Below are 14,123 nucleotides of genomic sequence, written 5' to 3'. Positions count from 1 at the left end.
CTCGATCACCCGGTGCCGGCTCTCCGCACTTCTTATACGTTTGGGGTATTTTAATCATGCTTTATGCTGTTAAGCATTCTCTGGCAGTTATTGCGGCGTACCGCTGCCGCTGCGCGCGTTTTATCGGTCTGGTCTGGCAAATACATCACCTCAAGCCAGCGCGTTGCTGCGCGTCTCCATAGCTCCAAATTTTCGAGTTTCTCGGCTACGCTCACTTTGCACATGACCACCTGAATGAAGCGACATTGCTCAACCCACTAACACTTTTTTAAGGCGTTATTTTTATAAGACAAGCTATGGAATGGGATACATTATTAGTATTGACCTGTGTACTTCTTTGCGGATTGTGGATGATTTTTCATTCAGCAAAAGCTCTTAGAAGTGGGGTCTTCGTCGGCTGGTATAAAGGCACATATGAAAATTACTACATCTACCGATCCGAAACACCTATCTACTTCTACTGGTATAACACTGTGTTTTCGCTGTTCGGCTCCTTTATGATTGGTTTAGCCCTCTACCTCTTGAATGGCGATTATCATTTTTTATAGGCATCATTGGCAGCAAAATGGCAGCAGACCTATTCACTATGCTTTCATATTTGAAATTATTCGATGCAAAAACCCATTAAAAAGTAATTTCTTGTTTTATAAGTCTTTAAATTGGGACTCAAAATCGCCAGGTCGCTGGTTCAAGTCCAGCAGGGGCCACCAAATTTTAGTTTTAGAATCATATGATTAAGCCACTCAATTGAGTGGCTTTTTTATTGGCTTTTTTGAGCCGATGACGCAGCCGCTAACCGTGGTTCAGCGAAGCCGTTCGGACACGTTCAGAGGCACCGGGGGTCGCAATCAGGCGCTCCACGGACTCCATCGTCACGAACGTACAGCTGCAGTCCACGTTGGTGCACTGGTGATAGCGCTCTTTGGTATTTTCACTTAAATAGCGACTGGTACGCGCATGCGCTGAATGCTTGCACTTAGGACAATGAAACATGTACCCCTCCACTTGATTCACATTTTGTGAATCAATAATACCCAAAATAAAACCAATAGCAACTGTATTACTCACTATCAACAGTAAATTTTTCGTCAGTGGCATTCAGTTCAAGCTTAAGCTGCGTGGTAAATCCGCTATCGTTAAGGGTATGCACCACCTCGCTGATGATCCACGCCTGCTCGTCAATGACGCGTTTAAAACCGTTTACTAATACCGGCGTTTCGGGGTACAGATCGGCTCGCCCCAGCGCCAGCTGGATAGAAAAATTCACGGTACCCCGCTGCAGCGCGCGCCACTTCGCCTCTGCGGCCCTGAGAGCCTGCTCTTCAGAGGCATACACCGTGGTGAGCTCAAATACGTTTTCCGCCGATCCCACCAGCCTCTCTTGCGGTTTCTGCTCCTTGCCTTCAGCTCCCGCTACCGGTGTGGCGGCATCCGGGTGCTGCAGCCCCTCTGTCGCTTGCCCCTCAGGCAGACGATTAATACTCAATTGAGTATTTTGCTGTTTTGGGTCGCGCGTTTGCAGCCATTTGGCCGTCACGCCGGAATAGTTTTCACGATCGGCAACGTAAAAAAGGTGCTTATCGCCGTCCCCACGCTCAATCATCATTAAGGGGATCGGCGTGCCGCTGGCCGTCACGGCGTGCCCCGCTTTCATAAAAATAACCTTGCCGGCTTTGATTGAAACAAAGGCACCATTACGTTCGGCCAGGCGGGTGAGAAACGCAGCGTCGGTCTCCTGAGACTGATCGATATGAGAAATAGCAATCGATGAAAGTCCCGCCGCAACGCTGGCAGTTAACTGGTTACGCTGAGCGATAGTATTGACTATCGCGCCGATCGTCGTGTCATGCCACGACTGTTCGCGCCGCACGTTTAGCTTTCCACGAAAATCAGCGCTGCATCCCCGAATGGTCAGCGTGTCCGGCGCGCCCCGAAATTCAATTGTATCGATCGTAAAGTTCCCTTTCGGCTGGAGCGGGGTTCCCTCCCATCCCAGCCATAAGGAGAGCTTTGCCCCCCGGGCCGGCAAGTCTAACAGCCCGTCGGAATCATCCAGTTGAATATCCAGCTGATCGGCTTCCAGTCCACGTTTGTCGATCATGCTCAGACTGATAAGACGATGGCTGAAATTTTGTGTGATATCGCGATCGTCAAGCTTAAGCATAAAATCAGGGGCGATTTTCCCACCCGCCCGGATATTCATTTCGGTGATCATCCCACCAGCCCTCCAATGCTATTACGTGCGCTCGTCACCAGCTCTTCGGCCTGGGTTCTCAGATCGCCAAACATCGTCATCAGCGATTCGTCCACGCGTTTCAGTTCCAGCGTAAAATTAATTTTTCGGGCGGTACCGTCACTGTAAAAATCCGAATGCGTGTGCGTGACTTTTTCAATGATAAACATGCCGTGAATGATGCCGGTTCCGTCTATCAACGGCCATGCCCGCCCCTCATTCGCCATCAGCTCAACCGCCTTGAGGGAAAGCCGCCCTCCCGTGAGCTCAGGGTAAAGCAGTCCGGAGAGGGTAAAAGATGTCTCGCCTTCGCCAAGGTACTGCCAGGCTTTAGGTTTCCCGATCCGATTGTTGGACGCCCAGCGATAATCCTTTGTAAACTGCATTGTCTGATAGGGTAAGGTTCGTCGTTCAAAGACAAACAGACCCAGCACCATTAACATTTTCTCTCTCCTCAACCTTACATAAAGCTGGCTTGCTGCCGTCTCGCTTTATCCTGTTCAATGCTATCTATTGTCTCCCGGATTTGACGCGTCAGATCCGTTCCTGAAGCCGTGCCCCCCTGCAGCGTGATGTTGTATTCGCTTTTACTCTGATCGACGTAAGAGCGTCCTCCCGGCACGAGGGCTGGCTGATACCCCTGGCCGACGCCAGAGATCCCCGCCACCGGAATGGACGAACTGCCCGCAGAAGAGGATGTCGCGCCTGCTTTTTCCGCCGCGGCATCGAGATTACCCGACTCGTTTTTGATAAGACCGAGTTTCTCCAGCAGCCAGCTGGCCTTGCCGCTCAGGCTGTTAAAGAGATTAAGCGGTGCCATTAACGCATCACCCAGCGCCTGTCCAAAAATCACGCCAGCGTTTTTACAGCCATCCAGCGTTTCCTGCGTCGCCTTGATCGGCGTGATTAAGTCGGTGAACCATTGCCAGATACCGCCCAGCTTCTCCGAGATAGCGTCAAATACCGCCATCACCGGTGAGAACAGCGCACCCAGCGGTGCGAAAGCCGTTGAAAGCCCTTCCATCACTCCGCCAAAGAAGGCGCTGATGGGCTCCCAGTATTTGAAAATCAGTAAGGCGCCGGCGGCAATCGCCGCGCCAAGGGCAATCACCGGCCAGCTAAGTGCGCCCAGCACCGTCATGATGGCGCCGCCCACCACGCTGAATACCGTTCCTAACATCCCGGCCGCGGTGATAACCATATTGACGCCCGTCAGAACCGGGCCGAGAACCGTGCCTACGCCACACAGTACGCCAGCAAACGCCTGCGCGCCGACAACAACGCTGGCGAGGGTCTGCGTCAGCTCAGGGTTGGCATTCACCCAAAGGGAGGCCGTGCCAAGCCAGCCGGTTGCGGTTGTTATCAGGTTACGCAGAGCGCCATCCGCTTTATCAAATACATCAATCTTCAACCCGTTCCACGCGGCCTGGAATCGGTTGATATCGCCGTCAAGATTATCGGTCTGCACGGAAGCCGCGAGCGCGGTACTCCCCTTCGCCCCCCGCAACTGCTGGCGTTTTTCATCAAGCGATCCATCACCCGCGGCGGAAGCCAGCGCCCCCGAGGCTTTTATGGCATCCGGAGTCTGAACATGGCGCAACATCGCGCTGAGCGCGTCCCCGGCGGCGGCGCCTTTCATCCCTTTTTCCGCCAGAACGCCCAGCAGCGCGGTGGTCTCTTCAAGCCCCATACCGGCGGCATCCGCAGCGGGCGCTGCAGAGGTGACGGCCGCCACCATCTCAGCGAGGCTGGTATTCGAAGAGGTAAAACCGCGGGTAAGCACATCTGCGATGCGTCCCGCATCCGCATCGGCCAGGCTATACGCGGCCTGCGTGCTGGCGATCATATCGGCCGCTTTAGCCGCGTCGACATTCCCCGCCAGGCTGAGGTTGACCGTTGGCGCGGTGGCCGCAAGCAGCCCATCGGCGTCATAGCCTGAACGAGTCAGTTCGGTTTGTGCCCGAAGGACCGTATCTGCAGGTACTCCGGTCCTGGCACTGACCTCCCGCGCCTGCTGGCGAATCGCCTCAAGCCGGGAATCCCCCTTCGCCAGGCCAAGGTTTGCCTGAATGGCCGACATCTGCTTTTCAACGCTGATGCCTGGCGCCATAAACCGGGACGTCTGGTCAAAGCCCGCTTTGGCCATGCCCACACCCGCATTCGCAAGCTGGCGCACCCGCGCGGTAACGCGTTTGCCTGACTCATAGCGATTCTGAACGGTACTCAGCCGCTCCTGCTGCTGGTTGACGCGGGCCAGCGCATCACGCTGTCGGTTAAGCTGCTGCGTTTTTTCGCTGATGTGAGTTCGTAAACGACGCTCATCCGACGAGAGCGTACGCGTGTTGACTCCCGCCTGGGCGAGTTCAGTGCGCTGGCGCTGTACCGAATAGCGTAAGCTGTTGTACTCAAGCTTAAGGTCGGCCGCCGATTTTCGGGCTGCGGACAGCGCATCAGCCTGTGCCTGGGTAGGGTTTTGCGTGTTTTTAAGCTGCACCGCCAGCGCCGCTGCCTGTTGTTTCGCCTGTGCAAGCGACTGCTCCGTCACGGAGAGCTGGGCATTTGCTTTCCTGAAGCCGTTAATACGCCCCGCCTGCTCATCAAGCGCCCCCAACGCCGTCTGCGAATCGTGGATATCGCTTGCGAGAGTGACGCTGGCGTTCTGGAGAGCGTTAAGCGGTCGGGTTGCCCGGTCGACTGCCTTAAGCAGCTCCTGAAGACTGACATTATTACTCATGGTGGTTTCCGCTTCGCTGCAGCGCTTTTTCGCGCCATAAGAGGAGTTCGGTCACGCTCAGGGAGTACAGTTCTGACGGCGGCCAGTGGAAAATCACCGCGATATCCGCCATCAGATCGTCGACCGACAGATTTTCGGGAAATTTCAGCGAGCCGAAGCCGGTGACAAAAAACCGATCACCTTACCTGCAAAAGAGAGCAGATCGCAGGCATCCAGGCGCGCAACCTCATGCTCGGTCAGCGCCGGAGAGGTCATTCGCGGCAGCACCTTAATCAGCGCATCAACGTCGGATTGCGCCAGCGACGCCAGCGACACCCCGCGCAGGGTTCCCGCATTGGGCTTAGAAACCGTCACCTGTTCAATTTTTTGCTCACCGCGCTGAACGGGGCTATCAAGCGTGACGATATGTGGGTTTTCACTTTCGTGCATGGCGGTCTCGTTGATATTTTCCATTTCGTTACTCTTCAGAAAGTTAACTCACCGGCCGGTAATCCCGGCCGGTTAAAGGGTTACAGGCCGATGGCCTTACGGTGTTCTGCCAGACGATCAACGCCGTCGACTTTCAGCACCATGTTGATGATGTCGATCTCGATGATCTCTTTGCCATCAATGGTCAGCTGGTAGTACGCGCACTCGGTGGACATCTTGGTGGTGCCGCTCTCGCCCTGCTTGTTTTCACCGCCATCGAACTCTTTATGACGGCCGCGCATGACGATTTCGACGGCGGAGATTTCGCCGGTATCATCGCGCTGATAAGAGCCGGTAAAGCGCAGCGGCACGCTGTCCGCGCCCGGAGAGGCATACTGCGCCCACAGCGCGGCGTCCGGCAGACCGCCAACGGTCCACTCCAGCGCCAGGGCATCATCGTCCAGACCGAGGTCGACAGAGACCGAGCCCGGCATACCGCCGCCGCGATACTTCTCCAGCTTGCGGGTAAGCTTCGGTAGGGTCACAGACTCAACAACGCCCATATAGCTCAGGCCATCGTTGAACATATTCAGGTATTTAAGTTTGCGTGGTAACGCCATGCTGCAGCTCCTTAGCTATTAACCGAATCTGACAGGTCTGCCAGATAGGTATCGGTGATGCGCTGGCGCAGGGTCAGATTTTCCAGCGGCGGGACAGGGGTGTAGTCGTAATCGATATACAGTTTCCCCGCTTTCAGGGTTGATGCATCGTTAGACTCAGGGTCATACCAGCAGGAGCCGTCGACGATATAGCCGTTGGTTTTCAGCTCGCGGAACTTGGCATTAATACCGGAAACGATGTCGCGGATAAGCGTTGGCGTGATGGGTTTATCCATCGCCCACGCGTGCGCTTCCGCCATGGTATCGGCCAGCACCTGCGCGGTACGGGTGTAGTTTTCAAAGACGAATAACGGATCGTCAGAGCAGGTACGGTTACCCCAGAATTTGAAGCCGTCGTTGCGAATCAGCGTGGTGACGCCCGCCTGGTTAAGCAGGTTCGCATCGGTAGCCTGTTCCTGCAGATCCCAGGAGACAGAGGCGCTTACACCCGTAACGCCGTTGACGCCAACGTTTGACAGGGTTTTATGCCAGCCGATTGTCTGGTCGATTTTGGCGCGCAGGCCAAGCGCGCGGGCGGTTGCCCAGGCCGTCGTCGTTGCGTTCGTGGTGGTATCCCATGCCAGAAAATCAGGATGGATAACCATCAGCTCGCGCTGGCTGAAGTTTTTGCGGTAGTTGATCGCGTCAGAGATGGTTTTACAGCCCCATGCGCTGACGTAGCCGAACGCGCGCAGGCTCTGGCACATCGCGGCCAGTGCGGTCGCCACTTCCTGAGAATCCAGCCCCGGAACGCCGAGAATACGTGGCTTAACGCCGGTTACCGTTTTCGCAGTCAGAAGCGCCTTCAGACCGGTATATTTACCGTTTTCATCAGTGGTACCGATGATGTTGGAAACGGTCTGCTTGCGCGCCTCTTCCGGGGTTTCTGCAGTGCCTTCAGCCACACGAACAACAACGACAACCGGTTTACACTGGTCGGCGATCGCCTGCAGAGAAGCGGACAGCGTCCCCGCCTTGCCGGCTTTCGCAATCGCATTTTGCACGTTGGTAATGAGCACGGGCTCGTTTAAAGGAAATGTCTTGTCGTCAGCATCGCTGGCCGTACAGACCATACCGATGATTGCCGTCGAGACGGTGGAAATGGTGCGGGTGCCATCGTTGATTTCGATAACTTCCACGCCGTGGTGATAGTCGCCCATCCGGTTAACTCCTTCGTTTAGTGGTGAGGCTATTGTCTGTGGAGTGCGTGATTGATGCGACGTATTGGGGTTGGGGAAAGGATTACACAACAAACGAAAAACCCTCCGGATGGAGGGCTTGGGGTCAGGCTGGGCGTTCGGGCCAGTCGATAGCTGGGGCAGTACTGAGATCCAACCGGTTTAGCATCACCCGATAGCGCTTCCAGAGTAACAGCGAGGCAGCTTCCTCATCTGTTACAATGCCAAGATCGGAGGCATCCTGGAGTGGGGCAATAATATCTGAAGCTTCGACAAGTAATTCACTTTTCCTGGTTTTTGCTTGCTGTATTTCCTCATCCTGAGTCAACTCGCGTGGAATAATTTTAATGCCATTCCAGGCCCACTCACCATGTATATTCAAACCTTCTGGCACGTCTGCTTGATCGACTTCTGAAACTGACATGCCCAGAGGAAAGAGTCGGTCTACCTGATTACTGTAAGAACGAATAATATTATTTTTATCATAGCAGACTTTCAGAGTATCAGTTTGGAAACGGGACATATGGTAATACCAGTCTAGTCCGTCCTCTGACTGAAGAAAAATAGCGTTAAACATAAAGTCTTTATATTCTGGTTCATACTGAACGAAATTTTTAAGTGTTATCATGCTGTATGACCTACAGTAATCCATCCGATATTAGACATGTACTTCTGAATTGGGCGGTAGAAAATCGTATCGCCACCGGGGTTATCGCCTTCAAAGTTATAGCCTGTCATGGCACATCCTGGAGGTACACGCTGCCAGGCATTTCTTACAATCGTGAATCCCCCCTCCGCCCCCATTGCGACATCACGGACAAAGTATTGCAGCGTCCAGTCCTGCCTTGCATAAGGACTTAAATCTTGTTGTGGGGGCGGGTTGTTTGATGAGTAAACTCGTACCAGGCCGCCAGATTCATATAGGCCCTGCCCTGCAACAATATTACCGCCACTGCTGACCTGTCCAGGGGCATTAAAATTACCGCTAATATCAAATTGGTAATTAACACTGTTTCTGGCATCGCCAGTTAAATTTATGATTGCAGATCCAAACGCGTTAGTACCCGTGCGGTAAATCCCAAAACTAATCGCTGTTCCATAACCATGGCCTGCCGTTTCCGAAAAACCTTTGATAATCGGTAGATAAATAGAATTACCGTTAGGTGACTGATATCCTTTTGGCATCAAAAAAGGTGCTGCGTTGTTTTGATACTGATCGGCAAAAGCACCCGCTCCGTACCAACCAGTGGGGTTCGTCTGGTAGTAAGTAGCATCAGACAAATACGCAACACTTCCGCCATGATTCGTGATGACCTTTGTCCATCCCCCCCACACACTGTTATCACCATTAAGCGCACGGAATTTAAGCTGTTTCCCACCATCGCTATAAGAAGCAGCGTATTGGACCCGGTAACCACCCAGCCCGCCGACATCAAGAATCGTCGCCTCATAACCTGGCGAATTGGTTGCATTCGAATAACAAAAACTCACCGAGTTGGGCGGCAGAGCATCGGCATTTGAAAGTCCCGTACCGGCTCTTGCAGATACAGATCTGATAGCCACTGCACTGCCGTTAACCAGCAACCGACCAGGAGTAATATCGTCAGGCGCTTCCTGTGTGTTTTTCGTCGCGGCGGTACCCAGGCTATTCCTGAGTTTAATGAGATCATCGCCGACCGTTTTGACAGCCCTGGGTGTCGCCGCAAGAGACTCGGATGGACTATCAGTTACGCTACTGAGCTGAACAATCCCCTTTTGTCCGGTAGTCGCATCCTGAGCCGTATACTTCCCACTGGCGAGGTCGTAGGCAGCCTTGACCGCTTTCGGCGTTGCGGCCAGCGCTTCAGACACACTATCAGTCGCACTACTGAGCTGCGTAAACCCTTTAGCCGTTAGCGTGGCATCGGGATGGCGACGAGACTGCTCATGCTCCTCAAGCTTCTCATCAACGTACTCCTGGGTCGCCATTACCGTAGACGTATCTATCGAGAGCTCGACAGACTCTATGTCGCTCACCATGATGACCATACGGACGGTCTGCGCGCGGCCTGACCCTTCCTCAAGTTTCGGCTTATAGCTTTCCGCCATGTTGCCGACGGCAATCAGCGTACCGGTGTCATCGTAAAGCCCCATCTCACGCATCCAGAAACCACCCGCTTCAGGAGGAATGAGAAGCTCCGCGATCACATAGTTCAGCTTTTTGTTGTCCTGGCTGATTTTATTCAGCCCATGGCGCCAGACTTCATTAACCAGCTTCGTCTGCCCGGCATCAGGCACCGGCAACGTGCCGCCACCGTCACCCACCGCCATAACCGTAAAGTTCACTTTCTTACCGTTCGGGACGGTCGCGGCAGCCAGTTTTTCGGCACCGGCTTTGGTGATAACCGTTTTATATTTCACTGTCATAGTGCTCTCACTTATCCGGGATAAACCGTGATGATGTCGCCGTCATAACTCAGGGCGCCGGTATAGAGATAACCCGGTATGTCCTGGATGATATTCAGGCCAATAAGGTGGCGGCTGGCAGGCTTCGCATCGGCGATGAGCCTCTCCATTTCGTAATACATTTCCTCAGTGATGCCCGTGTCCAGTACGCCGATATCAAGGCGGAAGGTGCCGGGCGGATCGTTGGTTTGCCACCACTCGGTAACGTTAATCAGATAGCCAAGCGGCTCCACCACGCGACGTACAGCGCCTATCGTTCCCTTGTGGGCATGAATAAACCACGCGGCGCGGATCACCTCCCGCTTGGTGGCCTCCGGCCAGTTCTCATCCCAGCGGTCAACGGAAAACGCCCACGCCAGCCAGGGCAGCAAATTCGCCGGACAGGTATCCGCATTCCAGAGATGGCGCAGCGGAACCGGCGTATTTTCGATGTCCGCGCAGGCGCGCGCCGCAGCGACCTCAAGCGCCGATGAGCCAACCGGTAACAGGCGTGTATTACTCATCGTTTCCCCCCACGATTACGCTGTAGTGGCTGCACCATGAGGCCTGCGTTTCATCAAGCACGATGTCAGCCGCGGGTGCGGTCAGTTCCACCCGCTGCACCCCTTCCACATGAAGGGCCGCGTAAATGGCGGACTTGCGGATATCGCGTCCCAGCCGATGCTGAGCCGTGATGTAGGCCTGTAACCGGGCTCTTGCCGCATTAAGTACCGGTTCACTTTCGGGGCCGGGAAAAAGGAAAAGCGATGCTTCAATGCTGTAGTCGACAATGTTGGCCGACTGGACGGTCACCCGGTCGGCGACGGGCCTGACATCCTCATCGTTCAGCGCATTGCGAACAATGGCGAGCAGTTCCTCAGACGCTATGCCGTTATTCTCCCGGGAGAGCACGGAGACCGTGACGTTTGCCGGCTGTGGGCTAATGACGGAAATGTCCGCCACCCGTCCATCTGCACTGCGGCCATGGAACTGATACGCGCCCGTCGAACCGGCCACGCTCAGCCCTTCCGGAGCCTGCTGGATGCGCAGACGAAAGTCGGTATCGGACTCCATCACAGCCGGAGTGGGCGGTAACGTGGTGTCGTCGGCAGGGGTAATAGTCAGACGCGCAAGGTTAGCGTTTGCCCCAATCTGGTCCAGATCGCTGCCCGCCGCGTAGGCCAACATGACCGCCCGTGCAGCCTCGTTAACCCGCTGGCGCCAGATGACTTCCCGGTAGGCGTTCTCCTGCAGCAGCTTCACAATCGGCTCGGATTCCAGCGTCAGCGTCCGTGCAATCGCCTCTCGCTCCTCTTCCGGATAGAGGGAGACAAAGGTGGCCTTTCGTTCTGCCAACAGCGTTTCATAATCCACCTCCTCCACGACATCAGGCGCGGCGAGCTGGCTCAGATCAACAATAGCCATAGCGTTTAACTCAGTGAAATGGTGATAGAAAAGGATTGTCCGGAGGTCGTTCGCGTGCCGGTGATATCGACATACAACGTCCCGTCGTTCTCCGAACGTTCGAAAGTGATGGCCGTCAGGCTTATCCGCGGCTCCCATTTCTGGATGGCGGAATAGCATGCGGCCATGATCTGCAGGCGCAGCGCCGGGCTCTGCGGCCTGTCAATCATCGCCGCCAGCAGCGAGCCGTAATCCCGCCGCATGACCCGCGAACCAATCGGCGTGACCAGGATGTCGCGCACGCTTTGCCGAATGTGTTCAGCCTCTGAAATGCTCAGCCCGGTCTGCCTGTTCATCCCCCTGTAACGCACCGTCATTGTGTCCCCTTAGTCCAGCTTCCGCCGCTTTGCACACTGCCGTGCGCGTGGTTGTCCACCTGCACCCCGTTGGAGGTGAATTTACCGCCGGAATGCTCAATATTTCCGGCCATCACACCGCCTTTCTGCACTTCCAGCGAGGCGGTAATTAACCTGTTGGTACACACCACTTCAGGCGTATCCAACGTGATGCGGGACGTTGATGTCACCCTCACCTCTGGCACTGTGGCGGTCAGCGATTCAGAGGCGGTAATGTCGGCCGTTTTAATGCCTGCAACCGTCAGCGCCCCGCGCCCGGGTTCGTACTCGATCACCGCGCCGTCCGGAAACGAGACGTGGAACGCGTCAGGTGACCCGGACGGTGCCGGATGGTCGTCCGAGAAAATGCCGGGCAGAACAAAGGCGGTATCCAGCTCACCGCCGATGGCCAGCAGCAGCACCTGCTCTCCCTCGGAAGGGGCCCACCACACGCGCGAACGTCCCGCACGACAGGTTAGCCAGTTCAGCCAGGTGGTTTTCATCCCGCCGGTCTGGACACGACAAAGCCCTCTGTTGAGGTCAACGTCGGTCACAACACCGATACGAATCAGGTTGCGGATCGCGCGAGCGATACCGTTCATGGAAGTTAATGTATTCATGAGAAGAGAATGCCGTTCAGGAGGAACGGCAGCAACGAGACGGGGTTTTCTGCGGGATGATACAACAAGCGGTCCAGACAGCAGGCGGCTGGCGGCCTTCAGCGCGGGGAGCTTAGTCCTCCCACTGGCTGACCAGCTCACCGTTGATGTACAACGCCTTCGGACGCGTGACGGGCTCCGGCAGCGGCGGCTCCGGGGAATAGGTCGCGTGCAGAGCGCCCTGCTCCTGAGTGACAAGAATGCGCTCGGTCAATTGCACGCTGATGGTGATATCCATCGTATCGTCATCGTTTAAGACGAGCGTGAAGGTGTATCCGTTTTTGCGTCCTTCATCGAGGGTAAAAATGTCCGGCTGGTTTTCCCGCAGCCAGGCCAGCACCGGGACAAAAAATCCCTCGCTGTCGCCCGTGAAACCGCTAACCTTCCCGTTCAGCGCATACCGCTTTTCAAAGGAGAGAGAGGAGGCCAGTCGGGCGTCAATATTGCCGCTTCCGACCGACATCTGCAGGCGCTCCGGGTTGGCATTCAGCTGGGGGATCGCGTCAATTAATGCCTGACGCAGGCTCTTGAGTTTGTGCATCGAGTTTATCCTGACAGTCTTTTATGGTTTCAACCTGCAGCGCGCAGGCGATAAGGGCGTATTCCAGCCTGCGAATATCCGCGCTGAGATCGCCGTTAGTGGCGGGTTCGCTTCCCGGCATCGGGCAGCGGCTCACCTTCGGGCAGGCGTTGTAAACAATGGGCTGCGGAGGCACAGGCGGTGCGGGTGTGCAACCTGCGGACAGCATCAGGCAACTGAGCGGTATACCAGCGGCGTAACGCTTCATTTTCATTGAGTAATCTCCCGATAGTCGCTTCCCGTCTTGCCCTCTCCTCGCCCGCAGTAACAAGCTCCTCACGGAGCCTGACCTGGGCGTTTTCATTTGCTCTGGCCATCCGCTGAGACAGGGACAGCTGCTGGTTAAGCGTGGCGAGGGCCGTTTTTTGCTCGCTGGCGACCCGGTTGGCCGTGGCTAGAGAACGGGACAGGGTCTGGTTGTCATGACGAAGCCACAGCGTGATGGCCAGCAGTCCGGCCAGCATCAGCATGAGGACTCTCATGGCAGCCCCTTCATGCACCAGGCCTTCTCGCGGACGCGGCGATTTTCCAGCCCGGTATTTTTGACGCCGTTGACGTACACCCAGCGGGTAAGCTGCCCGCACGCCTGTGACCACTGTTTACGTTTGATAAAGGAGACCAGAGTCGAACGACAGGCGGCGCCTGCGCCGACGTTAAAGGAAAAACTCACCAGCGCGTCGTAGACCCGCGGCGGCATCTCCACCGGCGCGCACGCCGCCAGACGACGCTCAACGTTGAGCACATCAGCGACCAGATTTACCGCGGCCTCACGCTCGGTAATGTCCCGCGTCGGCACGACGTTTGCCGTGTGCCCAATGCCTGACGTCCATACGCCAGCGCTGCACCGGTAGGGCGAGAGGCGACATCCTTCGAGATCGGCAATCAGCGCCAGCCCCTCCGGGGAGGTTTTCAGTAATCGAAAGTCAGGCATCAGCACCGCCAGGGCCAGCACGCCGGCGACGCTGCAACGCTTAATGATTGAGTTCACGAATGCTCTTCTTATCGAGGCCCAGAGACTGGAGGTAGCGCCAGGTTTTGCGCTTAAACCAGTAATTCGTCAGCGCGGTAAAAATGGCGCAAAGGCTCCCCACGTACAGCGCAACCTTTTCAGGAGACATCGCCCCGAACCAGGCCAGCGCCACGGCCAGCCAGTAGGCGATAACCGTGGTGATTTTCTCCAGGCTCAGTCCCATAGGTTTACGGATTCTTTGGTGGGGGCGCTATTCACCTCCGGCATCTCTACCGACGTGCCGTGAGGCAAAATAACGCCTGACTCCGCGAGGCCAGGATTGGCCTTCAGAACGGCTTCTACGACGCCAGCCGTGCGCCCATAATAGCGGGCGCAAACGGCATCAAGCGTGTCCCCCTGCATTGCATAGATCTTCATCAGACGCTCCCAACATCCGGTTACGAGGTACTGTAGAGTTTCCCGGGCCGGCGGTCTTTTCG

22 protein-coding genes and 1 tRNA gene are annotated in these 14,123 nt (G+C 55.7%); 2 read left to right on the top strand and 21 right to left on the bottom strand.

What is annotated here, in order from left to right:
* Positions 1-50 precede the first annotated feature (50 nt).
* Positions 51-224, bottom strand: coding sequence for a PerC family transcriptional regulator (locus AC0TN7_RS13315; RefSeq protein ID WP_081112021.1), 174 nt, complete (start codon positions 222-224; stop codon positions 51-53).
* Positions 225-296: 72 nt separating this feature from the next.
* Between AC0TN7_RS13315 and AC0TN7_RS13310 the strand changes: the two genes are divergently transcribed.
* Together AC0TN7_RS13310 and AC0TN7_RS13305 are read left to right on the top strand one after the other, a co-directional pair.
* Positions 297-548, top strand: coding sequence for a DUF2542 family protein (locus tag AC0TN7_RS13310; protein WP_148768800.1), 252 nt, complete (start codon positions 297-299; stop codon positions 546-548).
* An 8-nt stretch (positions 549-556) separates the two neighbouring features.
* Positions 557-710 (top strand) — tRNA-Ile (locus AC0TN7_RS13305).
* A gap of 82 nt (positions 711-792) precedes the next feature.
* Here AC0TN7_RS13305 and AC0TN7_RS13300 read toward each other — a convergent pair.
* The 20 genes from AC0TN7_RS13300 to AC0TN7_RS13205 form a co-directional block, all read right to left on the bottom strand.
* Positions 793-993, bottom strand: a complete 201-nt coding sequence (locus AC0TN7_RS13300; protein WP_029741756.1) for an ogr/Delta-like zinc finger family protein — start codon at positions 991-993, stop codon at positions 793-795.
* A gap of 67 nt (positions 994-1,060) precedes the next feature.
* On the bottom strand, positions 1,061-2,215 hold the full coding sequence (locus AC0TN7_RS13295; RefSeq protein ID WP_463727321.1) for a phage late control D family protein: 1,155 nt from the start codon (positions 2,213-2,215) through the stop codon (positions 1,061-1,063).
* A complete protein-coding gene (locus AC0TN7_RS13290) occupies positions 2,212-2,676 on the bottom strand; it encodes a phage tail protein (protein WP_024906449.1) in 465 nt (154 codons plus the stop codon). Before AC0TN7_RS13290 ends, AC0TN7_RS13295 begins: the two co-directional genes overlap by 4 nt.
* A 17-nt stretch (positions 2,677-2,693) precedes the next feature.
* Positions 2,694-4,967, bottom strand: a complete 2,274-nt coding sequence (locus AC0TN7_RS13285) for a phage tail tape measure protein (RefSeq protein WP_463727322.1) — start codon at positions 4,965-4,967, stop codon at positions 2,694-2,696.
* Positions 4,960-5,079 (bottom strand): GpE family phage tail protein, encoded by a 120-nt coding sequence (locus AC0TN7_RS13280; RefSeq protein ID WP_023616176.1) that lies wholly within the window; start codon positions 5,077-5,079, stop codon positions 4,960-4,962. Before AC0TN7_RS13280 ends, AC0TN7_RS13285 begins: the two co-directional genes overlap by 8 nt.
* A gap of 32 nt (positions 5,080-5,111) precedes the next feature.
* Positions 5,112-5,420: a phage tail assembly protein gene (locus AC0TN7_RS13275; protein WP_024906448.1), complete on the bottom strand. Its 309-nt coding sequence runs from the start codon at positions 5,418-5,420 to the stop codon at positions 5,112-5,114.
* A gap of 56 nt (positions 5,421-5,476) precedes the next feature.
* On the bottom strand, positions 5,477-5,995 hold the full coding sequence (locus AC0TN7_RS13270) for a phage major tail tube protein (protein ID WP_023309235.1): 519 nt from the start codon (positions 5,993-5,995) through the stop codon (positions 5,477-5,479).
* Between the two features lie 11 nt (positions 5,996-6,006).
* Positions 6,007-7,194 carry a phage tail sheath protein gene (locus AC0TN7_RS13265; RefSeq protein WP_090418752.1) on the bottom strand — a complete coding sequence of 396 codons (1,188 nt, stop codon included), beginning with the start codon at positions 7,192-7,194 and terminating at the stop codon, positions 6,007-6,009.
* 124 nt (positions 7,195-7,318) lie between these two features.
* Positions 7,319-7,840 carry a tail fiber assembly protein gene (locus tag AC0TN7_RS13260; protein ID WP_024906446.1) on the bottom strand — a complete coding sequence of 174 codons (522 nt, stop codon included), beginning with the start codon at positions 7,838-7,840 and terminating at the stop codon, positions 7,319-7,321.
* On the bottom strand, positions 7,837-9,618 hold the full coding sequence (locus AC0TN7_RS13255) for a phage tail protein (RefSeq protein ID WP_024906445.1): 1,782 nt from the start codon (positions 9,616-9,618) through the stop codon (positions 7,837-7,839). Before AC0TN7_RS13255 ends, AC0TN7_RS13260 begins: the two co-directional genes overlap by 4 nt.
* Before the next feature lie 11 nt (positions 9,619-9,629).
* A complete protein-coding gene (locus tag AC0TN7_RS13250) occupies positions 9,630-10,160 on the bottom strand; it encodes a phage tail protein I (protein ID WP_024906444.1) in 531 nt (176 codons plus the stop codon).
* A complete protein-coding gene (locus tag AC0TN7_RS13245; RefSeq protein ID WP_024906443.1) occupies positions 10,153-11,061 on the bottom strand; it encodes a baseplate assembly protein in 909 nt (302 codons plus the stop codon). The genes AC0TN7_RS13250 and AC0TN7_RS13245 overlap by 8 nt, the downstream gene beginning before the upstream one ends.
* A gap of 5 nt (positions 11,062-11,066) precedes the next feature.
* Positions 11,067-11,417 (bottom strand): GPW/gp25 family protein, encoded by a 351-nt coding sequence (locus tag AC0TN7_RS13240; protein WP_267217545.1) that lies wholly within the window; start codon positions 11,415-11,417, stop codon positions 11,067-11,069.
* On the bottom strand, positions 11,414-12,055 hold the full coding sequence (locus AC0TN7_RS13235; RefSeq protein WP_032645069.1) for a phage baseplate assembly protein V: 642 nt from the start codon (positions 12,053-12,055) through the stop codon (positions 11,414-11,416). Before AC0TN7_RS13235 ends, AC0TN7_RS13240 begins: the two co-directional genes overlap by 4 nt.
* Before the next feature lie 112 nt (positions 12,056-12,167).
* The gene (locus AC0TN7_RS13230) at positions 12,168-12,635 is read right to left on the bottom strand and encodes a phage tail protein (RefSeq protein ID WP_032645068.1); all 468 of its coding nucleotides are present in this window, start codon (positions 12,633-12,635) and stop codon (positions 12,168-12,170) included.
* Positions 12,598-12,843 carry an Rz1-like lysis system protein LysC gene (gene lysC, locus AC0TN7_RS13225; protein WP_230581841.1) on the bottom strand — a complete coding sequence of 82 codons (246 nt, stop codon included), beginning with the start codon at positions 12,841-12,843 and terminating at the stop codon, positions 12,598-12,600. Before lysC ends, AC0TN7_RS13230 begins: the two co-directional genes overlap by 38 nt.
* A complete protein-coding gene (lysB, locus tag AC0TN7_RS13220) occupies positions 12,731-13,156 on the bottom strand; it encodes an Rz-like lysis system protein LysB (RefSeq protein ID WP_024906440.1) in 426 nt (141 codons plus the stop codon). The genes lysC and lysB overlap by 113 nt, the downstream gene beginning before the upstream one ends.
* Positions 13,153-13,662 carry a lysozyme gene (locus AC0TN7_RS13215; protein WP_024906439.1) on the bottom strand — a complete coding sequence of 170 codons (510 nt, stop codon included), beginning with the start codon at positions 13,660-13,662 and terminating at the stop codon, positions 13,153-13,155. The genes lysB and AC0TN7_RS13215 overlap by 4 nt, the downstream gene beginning before the upstream one ends.
* Positions 13,646-13,867, bottom strand: coding sequence for a phage holin family protein (locus AC0TN7_RS13210; protein ID WP_023309247.1), 222 nt, complete (start codon positions 13,865-13,867; stop codon positions 13,646-13,648). The genes AC0TN7_RS13215 and AC0TN7_RS13210 overlap by 17 nt, the downstream gene beginning before the upstream one ends.
* A complete protein-coding gene (locus AC0TN7_RS13205; protein WP_104950066.1) occupies positions 13,858-14,061 on the bottom strand; it encodes a tail protein X in 204 nt (67 codons plus the stop codon). Before AC0TN7_RS13205 ends, AC0TN7_RS13210 begins: the two co-directional genes overlap by 10 nt.
* Between the last annotated feature and the right edge of the window lie 62 nt (positions 14,062-14,123).

The sequence above is a fragment of the Enterobacter sp. PL_is511 genome, assembly GCF_055816065.1.
The sequence above is the reverse complement of the archived record's forward strand: the minus strand, read 5'-3'. Positions and strand labels throughout refer to the sequence as shown.

What these genes read in the sequence shown, in the direction of transcription:
- AC0TN7_RS13315 (WP_081112021.1), bottom strand. Translation starts at nt 224, where the DNA reads ATGTGCAAAGTGAGCGTAGCCGAGAAACTCGAAAATTTGGAGCTATGG.
- AC0TN7_RS13310 (WP_148768800.1), top strand. Translation starts at nt 297, where the DNA reads ATGGAATGGGATACATTATTAGTATTGACCTGTGTACTTCTTTGCGGA.
- AC0TN7_RS13300 (WP_029741756.1), bottom strand. Translation starts at nt 993, where the DNA reads ATGTTTCATTGTCCTAAGTGCAAGCATTCAGCGCATGCGCGTACCAGT.
- AC0TN7_RS13295 (WP_463727321.1), bottom strand. Translation starts at nt 2,215, where the DNA reads ATGATCACCGAAATGAATATCCGGGCGGGTGGGAAAATCGCCCCTGAT.
- AC0TN7_RS13290 (WP_024906449.1), bottom strand. Translation starts at nt 2,676, where the DNA reads ATGTTAATGGTGCTGGGTCTGTTTGTCTTTGAACGACGAACCTTACCC.
- AC0TN7_RS13285 (WP_463727322.1), bottom strand. Translation starts at nt 4,967, where the DNA reads ATGAGTAATAATGTCAGTCTTCAGGAGCTGCTTAAGGCAGTCGACCGG.
- AC0TN7_RS13280 (WP_023616176.1), bottom strand. Translation starts at nt 5,079, where the DNA reads ATGGCGGATATCGCGGTGATTTTCCACTGGCCGCCGTCAGAACTGTAC.
- AC0TN7_RS13275 (WP_024906448.1), bottom strand. Translation starts at nt 5,420, where the DNA reads ATGGAAAATATCAACGAGACCGCCATGCACGAAAGTGAAAACCCACAT.
- AC0TN7_RS13270 (WP_023309235.1), bottom strand. Translation starts at nt 5,995, where the DNA reads ATGGCGTTACCACGCAAACTTAAATACCTGAATATGTTCAACGATGGC.
- AC0TN7_RS13265 (WP_090418752.1), bottom strand. Translation starts at nt 7,194, where the DNA reads ATGGGCGACTATCACCACGGCGTGGAAGTTATCGAAATCAACGATGGC.
- AC0TN7_RS13260 (WP_024906446.1), bottom strand. Translation starts at nt 7,840, where the DNA reads ATGATAACACTTAAAAATTTCGTTCAGTATGAACCAGAATATAAAGAC.
- AC0TN7_RS13255 (WP_024906445.1), bottom strand. Translation starts at nt 9,618, where the DNA reads ATGACAGTGAAATATAAAACGGTTATCACCAAAGCCGGTGCCGAAAAA.
- AC0TN7_RS13250 (WP_024906444.1), bottom strand. Translation starts at nt 10,160, where the DNA reads ATGAGTAATACACGCCTGTTACCGGTTGGCTCATCGGCGCTTGAGGTC.
- AC0TN7_RS13245 (WP_024906443.1), bottom strand. Translation starts at nt 11,061, where the DNA reads ATGGCTATTGTTGATCTGAGCCAGCTCGCCGCGCCTGATGTCGTGGAG.
- AC0TN7_RS13240 (WP_267217545.1), bottom strand. Translation starts at nt 11,417, where the DNA reads ATGACGGTGCGTTACAGGGGGATGAACAGGCAGACCGGGCTGAGCATT.
- AC0TN7_RS13235 (WP_032645069.1), bottom strand. Translation starts at nt 12,055, where the DNA reads ATGAATACATTAACTTCCATGAACGGTATCGCTCGCGCGATCCGCAAC.
- AC0TN7_RS13230 (WP_032645068.1), bottom strand. Translation starts at nt 12,635, where the DNA reads ATGCACAAACTCAAGAGCCTGCGTCAGGCATTAATTGACGCGATCCCC.
- lysC (WP_230581841.1), bottom strand. Translation starts at nt 12,843, where the DNA reads ATGCTGTCCGCAGGTTGCACACCCGCACCGCCTGTGCCTCCGCAGCCC.
- lysB (WP_024906440.1), bottom strand. Translation starts at nt 13,156, where the DNA reads ATGAGAGTCCTCATGCTGATGCTGGCCGGACTGCTGGCCATCACGCTG.
- AC0TN7_RS13210 (WP_023309247.1), bottom strand. Translation starts at nt 13,867, where the DNA reads ATGGGACTGAGCCTGGAGAAAATCACCACGGTTATCGCCTACTGGCTG.
- AC0TN7_RS13205 (WP_104950066.1), bottom strand. Translation starts at nt 14,061, where the DNA reads ATGAAGATCTATGCAATGCAGGGGGACACGCTTGATGCCGTTTGCGCC.